This is a genomic window from Marisediminicola senii (assembly GCF_011057645.1).
Lineage (GTDB): Bacteria > Actinomycetota > Actinomycetes > Actinomycetales > Microbacteriaceae > Marisediminicola > Marisediminicola senii.
The window spans coordinates 1-12,636 of sequence record NZ_JAALGE010000060.1 but is presented as its reverse complement, the minus strand read 5'-3'; the positions used below and the strand labels follow the sequence as shown (position 1 = coordinate 12,636).

Annotated in this window: 13 protein-coding genes and 1 pseudogene; 6 read left to right on the top strand and 8 right to left on the bottom strand. The window is 62.5% G+C overall.

Going from position 1 to position 12,636, the window contains the following annotated elements:
* Window positions 1-479: 479 nt before the first annotated feature.
* Window positions 480-1,787: a tyrosine--tRNA ligase gene (tyrS, locus tag G5S38_RS14110; protein WP_235929092.1), complete on the bottom strand. Its 1,308-nt coding sequence runs from the start codon at window positions 1,785-1,787 to the stop codon at window positions 480-482.
* A gap of 43 nt (window positions 1,788-1,830) precedes the next feature.
* Here tyrS and G5S38_RS14105 point away from each other — a divergent pair, with 43 nt between their 5' ends.
* The gene (locus G5S38_RS14105; RefSeq protein WP_165069937.1) at window positions 1,831-2,862 is read left to right on the top strand and encodes an App1 family protein; all 1,032 of its coding nucleotides are present in this window, start codon (window positions 1,831-1,833) and stop codon (window positions 2,860-2,862) included.
* Window positions 2,863-3,298: 436 nt separating this feature from the next.
* Here G5S38_RS14105 and G5S38_RS14100 read toward each other — a convergent pair whose 3' ends face one another.
* From G5S38_RS14100 to G5S38_RS16010, 3 genes and pseudogenes are all read right to left on the bottom strand, one after another.
* The gene (locus G5S38_RS14100) at window positions 3,299-3,637 is read right to left on the bottom strand and encodes a DUF7882 family protein (RefSeq protein WP_165069934.1); all 339 of its coding nucleotides are present in this window, start codon (window positions 3,635-3,637) and stop codon (window positions 3,299-3,301) included.
* Window positions 3,638-4,383: 746 nt separating this feature from the next.
* Window positions 4,384-4,638, bottom strand: a complete 255-nt coding sequence (locus G5S38_RS14095) for a TetR/AcrR family transcriptional regulator (protein ID WP_165069932.1) — start codon at window positions 4,636-4,638, stop codon at window positions 4,384-4,386.
* Between the two features lie 171 nt (window positions 4,639-4,809).
* Window positions 4,810-5,261 (bottom strand): annotated as a pseudogene (locus G5S38_RS16010) (DUF7882 family protein).
* 397 nt (window positions 5,262-5,658) lie between these two features.
* On the opposite strand from G5S38_RS16010, the gene G5S38_RS15735 reads away from it, so the two are divergent.
* The 3 genes from G5S38_RS15735 to G5S38_RS14080 all read left to right on the top strand — a co-directional run bounded on the left by G5S38_RS15735 (window position 5,659) and on the right by G5S38_RS14080 (window position 7,530).
* Entirely contained in the window at window positions 5,659-5,973 is a 315-nt protein-coding gene (locus G5S38_RS15735) for a DUF1059 domain-containing protein (protein ID WP_235929091.1), read from the top strand.
* Window positions 5,974-6,035: 62 nt separating this feature from the next.
* Entirely contained in the window at window positions 6,036-7,070 is a 1,035-nt protein-coding gene (locus G5S38_RS14085) for an EAL domain-containing protein (protein ID WP_235929090.1), read from the top strand.
* A 241-nt stretch (window positions 7,071-7,311) separates the two neighbouring features.
* On the top strand, window positions 7,312-7,530 hold the full coding sequence (locus G5S38_RS14080; RefSeq protein WP_268921084.1) for a transporter associated domain-containing protein: 219 nt from the start codon (window positions 7,312-7,314) through the stop codon (window positions 7,528-7,530).
* Window positions 7,531-7,621: 91 nt separating this feature from the next.
* On the opposite strand, the gene G5S38_RS14075 is transcribed toward G5S38_RS14080, so the two are convergent.
* From G5S38_RS14075 to G5S38_RS14060, 4 genes are all read right to left on the bottom strand, one after another.
* Entirely contained in the window at window positions 7,622-8,146 is a 525-nt protein-coding gene (locus G5S38_RS14075) for a GNAT family N-acetyltransferase (RefSeq protein ID WP_165069925.1), read from the bottom strand.
* 232 nt (window positions 8,147-8,378) lie between these two features.
* The gene (locus tag G5S38_RS14070; protein ID WP_165069923.1) at window positions 8,379-9,083 is read right to left on the bottom strand and encodes a cation transporter; all 705 of its coding nucleotides are present in this window, start codon (window positions 9,081-9,083) and stop codon (window positions 8,379-8,381) included.
* Entirely contained in the window at window positions 9,062-9,415 is a 354-nt protein-coding gene (gene cmtR / locus G5S38_RS14065) for a Cd(II)/Pb(II)-sensing metalloregulatory transcriptional regulator CmtR (RefSeq protein WP_165069920.1), read from the bottom strand. Before cmtR ends, G5S38_RS14070 begins: the two co-directional genes overlap by 22 nt.
* Before the next feature lie 191 nt (window positions 9,416-9,606).
* Window positions 9,607-11,742 (bottom strand): heavy metal translocating P-type ATPase, encoded by a 2,136-nt coding sequence (locus G5S38_RS14060; RefSeq protein WP_165069918.1) that lies wholly within the window; start codon window positions 11,740-11,742, stop codon window positions 9,607-9,609.
* A gap of 86 nt (window positions 11,743-11,828) precedes the next feature.
* On the opposite strand from G5S38_RS14060, the gene G5S38_RS14055 reads away from it, so the two are divergent.
* Together G5S38_RS14055 and G5S38_RS14050 are read left to right on the top strand one after the other, a co-directional pair.
* A complete protein-coding gene (locus G5S38_RS14055; protein WP_165069915.1) occupies window positions 11,829-12,110 on the top strand; it encodes a metal-sensitive transcriptional regulator in 282 nt (93 codons plus the stop codon).
* Between the two features lie 34 nt (window positions 12,111-12,144).
* A complete protein-coding gene (locus G5S38_RS14050; protein WP_165069912.1) occupies window positions 12,145-12,480 on the top strand; it encodes a heavy-metal-associated domain-containing protein in 336 nt (111 codons plus the stop codon).
* Window positions 12,481-12,636: the final 156 nt, after the last annotated feature.

Sequence of the window (12,636 nt, the reverse complement as noted above, 5' to 3'; positions counted from 1 at the left end):
GACAAGTTTGAAACTGACAGAACAAATCATTACTGACTTGCTTTGTTTGTGTTAAATGTTTTCCAAAGGAATCTCCTACAAACAACCCGCTAGAAACGGACCATCTGCACGAGGTATTTGGCATTTGACATTGTGCACGCTGTTGAGTTCTCAAGGATCGGACGCACCCAGCCTCCACCACCAAAAAAGTGACTTCACAACCAGGGCAACTTCGCTACCTTACCAGCAGTCGCAGTCCTGACGATCATCGGCGGCGAAATTTACATTCCGCTTACTGACGGTGTCGGGCACCGGTTCTTACTGGGTCTTACGTGTCGATCCCCGTCGGCATTGAAAGCTTCGAGGATAAGACTGTGGTCCCACGTGAGGCCGGGAAGCTCTTCCGCTTCCCGCACCTTTGGGGTGACAAGAAAGAACACTACGTGTTCATTCGAGTGGGGGGCAACTGTTCACGCATCCCGGGCGTGTCGCAGTCGTCGTCATTCGATCAGAACGCCGCCGAGAGTCTTCTTTCCGCGTCGCAGGATGGCGACGCCCGCGTCGAGCACGAAGGGCGAGATGGTCGCATCCGGATCATCGATCTTGACGTTATTGACGTACACGCCACCCTGGGCGATGGCTCGTCGCGCCTCTCCCATGCTCGAGGTGAGGGTGGTGTCGACGAGCAGCTGGATGATCGTGGCATCCACTGGCGCAGTCGTATTCGGCAACTCGCGTACGGCGGCAACGAGCACCGCCGTTTCGAGCGCGTGCAGGTCACCATTGCCGAACAGCGCGGCGGCCGCGTCGATCGCGGACCGTGTCGCCGCCTCCCCGTGCACGAGACTTGTCACCTCGAAGGCCAGTGCGCGTTGCGCCTCACGGCGGAAGGGTTCGGTGGCCACCGCCTCGCCGAGGCGTTCGATTTCGGCACGGTCGAGGAAGGTGAACACTTTGAGCCGGGCGATCACGTCGTCATCGAGGGTGTTCAACCAGAACTGGTAGAAGGCGTAGGGGCTCGTCATGGCTGGATCGAGCCAGACCGCATTGCCCTCGGACTTACCGAACTTGGTTCCGTCGGCATTGGTGATGAGGGGGGTGCCGATCGCGTGCACCCGCACACCCTCGGCCTTGTGGATGAGGTCGGTACCGCTGGTCAGGTTGCCCCACTGGTCGCTGCCCCCCGTCTGGAGCACGCACCCCTGTGTTCGGTACAGCTCGAGGAAGTCCATGCCCTGCAGGATCTGGTAGCTGAACTCGGTGTAGCTGATGCCGGCATCGGAGTTGAGGCGTGCGCTGACGGCATCCTTCTTGAGCATGGTGCCGACACGGAAGTACTTGCCGATGTCGCGCAGAAAGTCGACGGCGGAGAGCGGTGCGGTCCAGTCGAGGTTGTTCACCATCGACGCCGCGTTCGGCCCGTCGAAGCTGAGGAAACGCGACACCTGGTCGTGGAGGTACTGCACCCAGGTCGCGACGGTGTCCTTGGTGTTGAGGACCCGCTCGGCGGTCGGCCTGGGGTCACCGATCAGTCCTGTCGATCCGCCCACCAGGCCGAGTGGCCGATGGCCGGCGAGTTGCAGGCGCCGGAGGAGCAGGATCTGCACGAGGTTGCCGAGGTGCAGGCTGGGGGCAGTCGGGTCGAAGCCGCAGTAGAGAGTGATTGGTGATCCGGAGAGCAGGGTGCGCAGTTCGTCGGCATCGGTCGAGAGCTGGACGAGGCCCCGCCAGACGATCTCGTCCCACACGTTGTCGAACGTGGGGTCGTTGCGTTGTGAATCGAGGGCGGGAGCTTCGGTGAGTGACACGGTCCTCAGGTTATCAGCGGCGTTTCGACGGTACGGTGATGCGATGTCGTCCCTCTCCCCTGCACTAGGCCGATTCCGTGGAACGGCGATCACCGTCGCGTACCGGGCGGAGAACGGAATCCGCGACGTGTTGGCACGGGTCGCGGTGAGCCGCGGATGGACGCCCGCAGCCGTCCCCCATTCCGGGTACGCCAGCGACCAGCACGCGCGGGTCCTGGGGCGCATCGTCCTCGCGCCCGCGTCCGTCGACCCGGGCGCGAGCCGCGGTATCCCCGGGTGGCGACGCCTGCTGACCCTTGAGTGCCCGGGGGCCCAAGTGAGGATCCAGCTCGGTGACACCACCACTACCGCGACCAGCGATGCCGCCGGCATCATCGATACCCGGGTTCCACTCGACAGCCCGCTCACCCCCGGTACTGCAACGGTGCATTTTCGGGTGGGCGAGCGCGACGAGGCCGCCGCGACGATCCACGTCTTCAGCGCCGCCCCGGTGCGCGGCGTCATCTGCGACATCGATGACACGGTCTGGATCACCGGGCTGGCCCACCCGCTCCGGGCGGCGTGGCGCACGCTGCGCGGTTCGAGCTCGACGAGGCAGATCGTGCCCGGCATGTCGAGGGTCATCACGACCGCGATCGATGGCCAGGTCGATCCCGGCGTGGTGTACCTGAGCAACGGGCCATGGAACTTCGCCGGGCCAGTTGCGCGCTTCTTGCAACGCCACGACTTTCCGGCCGGTGCGCTCCTGATGACCGACTGGGGCATCACCCCGAAGCGATGGTTCCGCGACGGCCAGGACCACAAGTCGACCGCACTGCGGCGGCTGGTAGAAGAACTGCCCCACATCTCCTGGGTGCTGGTCGGCGACGACGGCGAGCATGACCCGGAGCTATATAAGGACCTCGCGAATGACCACCCTGCGCACGTCGCAGTGATCGCGTTGCGGCAGGTCTTGCCGCCGGCGGGAAAGGGTGCGGTCGAGGTCGACTCGGTCAACGGGGTGCCGGTTCTGCACGGTGCCGATGGAGACGCGCTGCTGCCGCTGCTGCGGGAGGCGCTGCGCGCGGAGTCGTAGGGCCAACGCGGGGACGCGTTCTCTATTCGCCCCGAGAACGACGAAAGGCGCCCCGGCAAAGCTGGGGCGCCTTTTTGTCGTAGCGAGGGCGGGACTCGAACCCGCGACACCACGATTATGAGCCGTGTGCTCCACCCCAACGATCGGGCACAATCATCACAGCCTCTTTTGGCCCGTGATTTCAGGGGTTGTGGCTCATTTCAATCTGCTGCATTCCTACCCATTCAGGGACAAATGTGGTCACAATGTGGTCACGCGTTTGGCAGGTTCGAACGGCCACGCGTGTTGCCGGCAGATTGTTCTGGGCCTGCCAGTCAGACTGCGAATGAACGGCAGAGGACCGGCCTACGGGCAGCTGGGTCGAGCGGCCTGAAGGCCCCCGCCCGCATTGCTGGGGGCGGGTACGCGGTTGTCGTGGCCGCAATACCGCGCTTGGTCAGGGCGACCCGATATGAGTGCTCGAGGTGAGATCGACGTCGGACTCAGCGTCGGTCGGCACCAAGCGAAGACCGGCATTGCTATTGGCAACGCGGCTGAGAAGTTCGAGCCAGTCACGGTCGAGTTCTGGGGCGTCCTTCGTTCCAAAATCAAAGATCAGAGGAATTGAGGGGCTCAGCCACACTGTGGTTCGCCCAACCTGCGGAGCGCGCTTCGACCAGCTGAAAGAGAACGACTCGCCTCGCCGCAGTTTTGCCAAGATGACTACCTGCAGGTGGGCGAGTGCCCGGTCGTCGAATTCTGCTCGAACGGTTTTGTCATAGATGAACACGGCCACAATGCCTCCGACCAAACAGAGTTGAACGCGACAGTGAAATTGGGACTCCCGCGGAGAGACTGGCTATCAGCATACTTCCAGCCCCGGTCGGGAGTTGGCTAGCTGGCGGCGGGCACCGGTCGCGTCGCAGCCTTCCCCAATTTGCCGTTACGCGCCTACCCGAATGACGCGCCGCTTCATCCTCTGTCCTGTTTCGGACTCGAAGCTATGGGGAGTCGATCTCAGTGGTCTTGCACCCGGTGCATGCACCCTGTGCAGAAGCAATACTCCGGCCCCAATCCCCAAATGTAAAGTCACCATTTATGGGGACATATGGGGGACATCTTTCGGATATGGCCGCACTAGCTGCAACGAGCGAAACCGCAAGCCATCGTCAATCAGCCATGGGGCTTTTGCGGGACTAACTGGCCCCTGCGAGGCGACGATCAAAGCGTCGAGTCGTCCGCGGAATCGCGGCCAAACCGGTCCCGCGAGGTCTGGACGGGGTCGGCTGGGGCGAAACTTCAACCGCCCCTGAATTTTAGCAGCGGGAGTGGCCCGGTCGGCGGCGCATGCGGCGCACGGCTGCCGCGCCTTTTGCAGTCGTGGACCGTTCTGGCGACACTTTGCAAAGTTCCTCATGGCCGAGGCGCTGAAGACGAACTCACGTATGTCACGCAGACGCACGCAAAGAACAGAGGCGAGCTCCCGGTAGCGCCGCTACCGGACAGCAGTTCAGCATGTTGGGCATGGGCAAGATCAGTGCGTCACAGTGCCGGAACGGTGGTCTCCTGGGGGCCCTCGATCGGTAAGTAGGTGCAGCCTCGGTCGGGCCATACGTAGTCGAGTAGGGCTAAACGGTCAGGGAAGTAGCGGTAGATCGTACCGATCGAAACACCGGCGAGCCTGGCGACCTCGTTCGTGTTGAGAAGGTCCCGTCCCCAGTTGGGGTCCGCGAGCACCTGCCGTGTGGCGGATTCGATCTTGGCGAGCGTACGACCGGCTCGTTTCTGGCGAGGCATGTTCCTGAGCGGCGAATCTCGAACTTGTTGAGTTTCCATACTCCTGTGTAGCGCCTAACCAGTAAATCGCCATATCGTCCCGCGAAACCTATGGTAGGCCGATGAGGCGGCGAGAGCCAACGCGGTCGCGGGAGGGCGGCGCCCATTGAAAGCGTCGAGAAGTTTGTTGCTCTACATTCCGGGATCGGGTAGTGGTTCTAGTCGACCCTCCTCGGTGACAAACAGCCCATGAGCGGTATTCGCCATACTGGAAAGATCCAGAAGCCACTCCCGGTTGATTTCAGGAGAGGTATTGCTGTCGAAGTCGTAGTGAAGATCCGTGTATGGGTAATCCACAACAGCTGGCGACCGTTCGCCGCACCTGCATAATTTCTCCTAGAAAGATTGAATCCCTCGGTATGTCGCAGCTTCGCCGTCATGACAATCTGAAGGTGAGCGAGCACTCGATCCTCGAATACGACCTCAAGTCGTGCCGCACCGTAATACAGTCTTCCCACCCGAGGATCCTCTTGCCTTTGGTCGCCGCTCACGAACCGAGACGAGCCATGCGCATTGCTACGGCATCGCACCTGTAACGCCGGAATCACGACAGCGCCAGGAGCCGCGCGAGGACGGCCCTCCATTACGCCCAACCGTCCTGGACACATGGTTAATGGGGTGAGCAGGTTCGTCGCGGCGCGCTGCGAGTCCTCAATACGTCGAGACTCCTTCTCAGGTTCCCGGGCGCCCCGACCCGCCGTCGACGCACCGTGGTGGACTGATCCCATGCAGTCGAATAAATTCCCGGTTCACGATGTCGTGACAATCGGCAACATGGAACTACTGCCCGTGAACGAGGGTCACTGGCACGTCACGGAGATCTCTCTGCCGCACAGTTCCACTGCAAGCGGAGCAGGCATCATCGAGATGATCGGGTCCGAATACAAGGCCACCTCCGTTGGCATACCGCGGCATCAGGCGCGGTTCGCCACGTTAGAGAAGGCTGCTCGATACTTGGCCGGGTACTGGTAGCCGCACAAGATGCTGTCGGTTTGGTTGACGTCCGCGCCCCAGACAGTCGAAGTGTCCTTTCCAAACCGGGGTCGGCACCGAATACTAGGACGAACAGGCAGCAGGCATCGCTTGCCTGCTGTGGGGCCGATTAATGGGGGTATAGAAGTGAAGTCTTTTGCGTGTGGAGATGTGGTTCCCGGGTGCGAGGCAACGTGGGTGTGTTCGACCGAGGATGAGATGCTTGCCCTCGTTGCGAGCCATGCCAACACTGTCCACGGCATCGAGACGCTTACCGGTGACCTGAACCGTCAGATCGCCGACCGGATCGTAGCCGTCTCCTGAGCGCGGAGATCTCACCGGTTGAACTGAGCGCCTTTCTCGACCGTGTCCGTGTCGGGCAGGGTGTGACGTCGGCATACCAACCCATCGTCGATACCGCACGCGGCAGCATTGTGGGCTACGAGGGGCTCGCCCGGTTCGCTCTGCCCGCCCACGTCAGTACCGAGGACCTCTTCCGCGCTGCCCGGACGGCGGGACGCTCCGCTGAACTCGAGGCGGCCTGCCTCCGAGCAGCACTGGCCGAGCGGGTCTCGCTCCCTCGTAATTGCTTCCTGACGGTAAACGTGTCCCCGGACATGCTCCGGGAGGACGCCGTCCGTGAGGTGTGGGGAGAGCACTCCGATCTCCGCGGCATCATCGTCGAACTCACAGAACAGACTGTGGTCTCCTCCTATGTCGCGTTGGAGCCCGAGCTCGACCGCCTTCGCGGCCTGGGAGCGCTGATCGCTGTAGACGACGCGGGATCCGGATACGCGGGCTTGACTCACCTTCTCGCCCTGAAACCCTCATTGATCAAGCTCGACCGCGAGTTGATCCACCATATTGACGCCGATGAAGCGAAACGAGCACTCGTGGAGATGCTCGGAACCTTCGCCAACCGAATCGACTGTTGGCTACTCGCCGAAGGCATCGAGACCGAAGCAGAGTACGCCACCATCACAACCCTCGGGGTCCCCCTCGCCCAGGGCTACTATCTCGCCCGCCCCGGACCGGCCTGGCCCGCCCTGGCGGCCACCGTCGTTCCAGCGCCGCCGACCTGCGACGTGTCCACGATCCGCGAGATCATTGAACATAGTCCTACCGCCACCAGCACTCACGCGGCCGCGGCGCTCTTCACCGCCCACCCCGACCTCAGAACCATCGTCCTGCTGGACGACCTGAACCAACCCGTGTCTGTGCTCGACGCCGATACCGCACACCTCGGATTCACAACCACCGCCCTGAGAATCAACCTCGACACCCCCGCGCGGGACTCGCTTCTCCGAGCCATCACCCGAGAGCCCCAACATCGCTACGAACCGCTGATCGTCATCGACAACGCTGGACGATACATCGGGACCGCCCGAATCGAGCGACTCATCACCTCAGCTCTTGGATAAGTGACATCACGGTGAATGGCCAGTGACAAGACACTCGGGCGCACAAAAGAACGTGGCTCAAATGCTTTGTTCGCGAAACGACATCACTTACTGGCGGTCGATGACTCTCCACGTGCTGCGCAGCGCTTGATTGAAATCAACGATTAGAGGTCAGCTCGATGTCACATTGACGTCGGTCAGGTTTGGTCGCCTCGTGGTTTTGGGAACCTTGCCGCGGAAGGTACTGCGCTGAGGGACCTCCGTGGTTCCCGTACGTCGATCCGACACAGTCGCTGGCTTCATGATCGAACGCCTGGGACGGCTGGCGCAGATCGGCGACACGATACACATCGACGGCGCCACGCTCCAGGTCACCGCAATGGACCGGCGACGCATCACTGAGCTGCTCCTCACCCCAGACAGCGAACCCGTCGCCGACCCCGACCATGCGAAAGCAGCAAGAAGTGACGCATCACAATGAGGTGCGGCCCAACTGACACCCTACGCGCGAGAGAGCAGAGTCGTCCGAACTGACGTCAAGCGCTGAGTGTGAGAAGCAGCGTCGTTCGTTTCTAGCCGGTACCGTTCAGGCGCTGGAACATGAGGTGGTCCTGCCACACGCCCGCGATCTTCAAATACTCGGGTGCGAGACCGTATTGTTTGAAGCCGTTTTTCGCCAGTACCTTTTGAGATGCGACGTTGGCAAGCAGTGTCTCAGCCTGAACACGGTGAAGTCCGACCTCGGTAAACGCACATGCCGTCGCTGCTCTTACAGCTTCAGTCGCCAGTCCCTTACCTGTCTGATCTTCCGCCACCCAATACCCCATGGTGCAGGACTGCAGGGGTCCGCGGGCGATGTTGCTGAGCGTGATCCGGCCAGCGACCTCACCGTGATCGTTCAACACCACAAACGGCATCACTTCGCCACGCGCATGACGCACAAGCGCCATCTCAATATCGGCATGCTGCCCGGCCACGGAGAAGTAGTCAGAGTCCCGAACCGGCTCCCACGGCGCCAAATAGCCACGGTTGTGGTCAAGCAACTCCGCCAACGCCTCATCATCGTCAAGGTGAACGAGACGAATGCGGGCAGTCATAAGTTCGATCTTTCCAGATGGGATCGCCGCGGCAGTCCGTGAATCGCAGCGCTAAACGGCTGCGTTCTGACAGCGGTATTTGTCACCCCGAGTGCACGTGAGCCGATCCGCTTGCGGGCACCCCAGCATTCTGATCCTGGGTGATTCGGCGAATGAGCGCCGGTCGATAGACGGCCCGCTTACGTTCAATCACACAAGAGTCGTGCCGTGGTAGATATGTGGCTGACTTCGGTCAGCAGCAGTCGCAGGCCTTCACGTCCCGTTCTCCAGTCAGGGCCGAAACTGGTGTTTTGCATGCGTCTCCGCGCCATGCCTCGAGTCCTTCGCGGACGGCGAAGACCACGATGACGAGGGCGGCGACGGAATCGGCCCAGGCCCAGCCGAGGAGGCTGTTCAACAGCAACCCGACCAGTAGGGCTGCAGAAAGGTAGGAGCAGATCAGTGTCTGCTTCGAGTCGGCGACCGCGGTCGCGGAGCCAAGCTCCCGCCCCGCTCGTCGTTCCGCGAAGCTCAGAAACGGCATTGTTGCCAGGCTTACCGCGGCGAGCACGATGCCGACTGTGCTGTGCTCCGGTTCTCGAAGGCCCAGGAGGGAGAGGCTGGCGTCGATGGTGACGTAGGCGGCGAGGGCGAAGAAGGACCAGGCGATCACCCGAAGGGCCGTCTTTTCTCGTTTCTCCGGGTCGGGGGCGGCGAACTGCCATGCCACGGCGGCTGCGGACAGCACTTCGACTATTGAGTCCAGTCCGAACCCGATCAGCGCCGCCGATGATGCGGCCGTCCCGGCCGCGATAGCAATGATGGCTTCGATCACGTTGTAGGCAATGGTCGCCGCGACAATCCAACGAATGCGCTGGCGGAGAACCTGCTTCCGGATCGGCCCCAGTACGCGGATGGGTCCTGCGACAGGGGCGCTCACGCGCCGGTCCCGCAGCATAAAGGCACGTCGCACGTTTCGTCTTCGCACGGCTTCCCGTCATCAACAGCAAGCACCACATCGACTAAGGCCATCAGTGCCCGAGTCAGGTGAGGGTCTGCGATCTCGTACCTTGTTGACCGCCCCTCCGGTACCGCAGCAACAATCCCGCACCCGCGCAGGCACGCCAGATGGTTGGACACATTCGACCGCGTCAGTCTCAGCTCCCGCGCCAACATGGCGGGGTATCCCGGGCTTTCCAACAGCGACATCAGGATTCGGGATCTGGACGAATCCGCCATCGCGCGGCCCAACCGGTTCATCACGTCGATCCGAGAAGCAATAGTCAGCACGCACTGAATATACAGCGACCAGTGAACTGAGCGACGCTGGCATCGGCGTGGTCAGGAAGCGCCTCATGGAAATCTGGTCGTACCTGCTCGATGAGAGCACCGGAAACTCAGAAGAGGAGAATGACAAGGGAGCGCCAAATAGCTCTTCAACCCGACACCCTCTTTCGACATCAGGCGGGCACTGACACTACCTAACCCGTCGTTACGGAGCTGGGCTGCAGATCGAGGCGGCGTAGCAGTTGGGCATTGAGGGCGACGACGACTGTGGATGCGGACATCAGCAATGCACCGATCTCCATGGGGAGGATGAACCCGATCGGTGCCAGCACCCCGGCGGCCAGGGGGACCGATATGAGGTTGTACCCGGCGGCCCACCAGAGGTTCTGCTTCATCTTTCGGTAGCTCTTGCGAGACAGCTCAATTACGGACAGCACGGACCTCGGGTCGGAGCTTGCGAGGATGACGCCAGCTGAGGCGATGGCGACGTCTGTTCCAGCGCCGATCGCGATACCGACATCGGCCTGGGCCAGGGCCGGCGCGTCATTGACTCCGTCGCCGACCATCGCGACCTTGCGGCCCTCCTTCTGCAGCTCGGCGACCTTGGCCGACTTGTCCTCCGGGTGCACTCCAGCGAATACGCGATCGATCCCGAGGTCTTCTGCAACAGAGTGGGCGACCGCTTCGGCGTCGCCGGTGATCATGACGACCTGAATATCGAGAGCGTGCAGCGCGTCGACCGCCTGCCGGGACTCCGGGCGGATTTCGTCGGCCAGACCGATGGCGCCGATCACGTCGCCGTCGGCGAGCACGTGAAGGATTATCGCCCCGTCCTTCTTCCACTGTTCCGCCTCAGTGAGCGGTTCCAGGTCGTTGGCGCGGAGCATGCTCGGCCCTCCGACGCTGACCCGACGGCCATCAATGGTCGCGGTGACGCCGACCGCAGTCGATGCCTGGAAGTCGCTTGCCCTCCCGACGGGCAAGTCGCGCGCCTGTGCCGCGTGGGTGATTGCTTTCGCGAGCGGGTGTTCACTGTCGCCTTCTGCCGCGGCGGCCCAGCTGAGCACTTCATCATCGGTGTGTGTTCCGGTGGTAAGAATGTGACTGACGGTCGGCTCGCCTTTCGTGAGGGTGCCGGTCTTGTCGAACAGCACCGAGGTGACGGTGCGCATGCTCTCCAAAGCAAGGCGGTCCTTGACGAGTACGCCCGCCTTGGCGGCGCGTTCGGTGGAGATGGCTACGACGAGCGGGATGGCGAGTCCGAGGGCGTGGGGGCAGGCGATGACCAGCACGGTGATGGTGCGGATGATGGCGTCGTTGGGGCTACCGACGAGGGTCCAGACGATTGCGGTGATGATTCCTGCGCCGAGCGCGAACCAGAACAGCCACCCTGCTGCGGTGTCGGCGATGCGCTGTGCGGGGGATGTCGAGTTCTGCGCCTCGGTGACCAGGCGCTGGATGCCAGCCAGGGCGGTGTCGTCGCCGACCGCGCTGATGCGAACGCGAATGGCGGTGTCGGTGGCGACGGTGCCGGCCACGACAGGTGCGCCGGGCCCGCGGCTGACGGGTCGGGATTCTCCGGTGATCATGGATTCGTCGACGTCGGCCGTTCCCTCGGTGACGGTGCCGTCGGCGGGAACGCGACTGCCCGGTCGCACGATGACGATGTCGTCGACCTTCAGGTCGGCAGGTGCGACGGTGGCGATGGTGTCGCCGTCGACTCGTTCTGCTTCATCGGGCAGCAGGGCTGCGAGGGATTCCAGCGCGCTTGAGGTCTGGGCGAGGGAACGCATCTCGATCCAGTGCCCGAGGAGCATGATGACGACCAGGAGGGCGAGTTCCCACCAGAAGTCGAGCTCCATGTCGAGCAATCCGAGGCTTGCCCCCCACGACGCGACGAACGCGACGGTGATCGCGAGGGCGATGAGGAGCATCATGCCCGGCTTGCGGGTTTTCAGTTCCGAGACGGCGCCGACCAGGAATGGCCGGCCTCCCCAGACGTACATCACCGTGCCCAGCACCGGGGAGATCCACTGAACCATTGCGGAGTTCGGCAACGGGTAACCCAGAAGGCCGGAGAACATTCCGCTGAACCCGACTACAGGAACCGCGATGATCAACATGATCCAGAACAGTCGACGGAATTGGCCTACGTGATCCGAGTGCCCGCCCCCGTGACCGGCGTGACCACCAGGCCCGCCGTGTTGTTGATGTTCGCCGTGTGAGGAATCTGCGCGCATCGCGTCATGATCCATCGCCTCATGGCTGTTCTCATCGGTAGTCACGGTGTCCGCGCGGTCGGTGTGGGGCATGTTGTGTGACTGGCTCATGTCCGCTACGGTATACCCCACTAGGGTATGCGTCAACAGCCTGGTGCCACAGTCGGCGCCGGCCACGCGAAGGAAGAGAGAGACCCATGGTTGGGTACATCGACAACAAAGAACAGATCCTCAAACGCCTGCGCCGGGCCGAAGGCCAGGTGCGCGGCATCCACCGGATGGTCGAGGAAGACACCTACTGCATCGACGTCCTCACGCAGGTGTCGGCCGCGACCAAGGCCCTCGAAACCGTCGCCCTCGCGCTGCTGGATGACCACCTCACGCATTGCGTGGCCGAGGCCAGCGCACAAGGAGGACCGGTAGCCGACGAGAAGATCCGTGAGGCATCGGCCGCCATCGCTCGCCTCGTTCGCTCCTAACCCCCAACACGACCACAACCCGTAAGGACCCGCCATGTGCTCCACCACGTCGAATAACGACCTCGTACTCACCGACAAAGACCACAACTGCAGCTGCGGCACCGACGCCCACGCCCACGCCCACGCCGCTGCGCCAACCACCTCGAATACAGTGCGCGAGCACTATTTGGTCGACGGCATGACTTGCGGCCACTGCGTCTCGAGCGTGACCGAAGAGGTCTCCGAGATCGACGGGGTCGAGAGTGTCAGCGTCGATTTGAACGTTGGCGGGAGCTCCCGTGTGATGGTCGTCAGCGCGCAGCCCATCGCCGCGGAGCTGATCGACGCCGCCATCACCGAGGCCGGATACCAGCTCGCACCCAGCCGCTGATGAGCACCACCGACATCTCGCTCGACATCGGCGGGATGACGTGCGCGTCGTGTGCGACGCGCCCCGAGCGCCAGCCGCACCCCGTCTCTTATTCACATCCCCCAGCCCACGAGACGCTCACGAATCCCGGATGCCGCCTTCTGTTTGGAAAAAAAA

Coding starts and splice junctions, on each gene's coding strand:
- G5S38_RS14105 (WP_165069937.1), top strand. CDS start 1,831: ATGTCGTCCCTCTCCCCTGCACTAGGCCGATTCCGTGGAACGGCGATC.
- G5S38_RS14095 (WP_165069932.1), bottom strand. CDS start 4,638: ATGCCTCGCCAGAAACGAGCCGGTCGTACGCTCGCCAAGATCGAATCC.
- G5S38_RS15735 (WP_235929091.1), top strand. CDS start 5,659: ATGCTGTCGGTTTGGTTGACGTCCGCGCCCCAGACAGTCGAAGTGTCC.
- G5S38_RS14075 (WP_165069925.1), bottom strand. CDS start 8,146: ATGACTGCCCGCATTCGTCTCGTTCACCTTGACGATGATGAGGCGTTG.
- G5S38_RS14070 (WP_165069923.1), bottom strand. CDS start 9,083: ATGCTGCGGGACCGGCGCGTGAGCGCCCCTGTCGCAGGACCCATCCGC.
- G5S38_RS14060 (WP_165069918.1), bottom strand. CDS start 11,742: ATGAGCCAGTCACACAACATGCCCCACACCGACCGCGCGGACACCGTG.
- G5S38_RS14055 (WP_165069915.1), top strand. CDS start 11,829: ATGGTTGGGTACATCGACAACAAAGAACAGATCCTCAAACGCCTGCGC.
- G5S38_RS14050 (WP_165069912.1), top strand. CDS start 12,145: ATGTGCTCCACCACGTCGAATAACGACCTCGTACTCACCGACAAAGAC.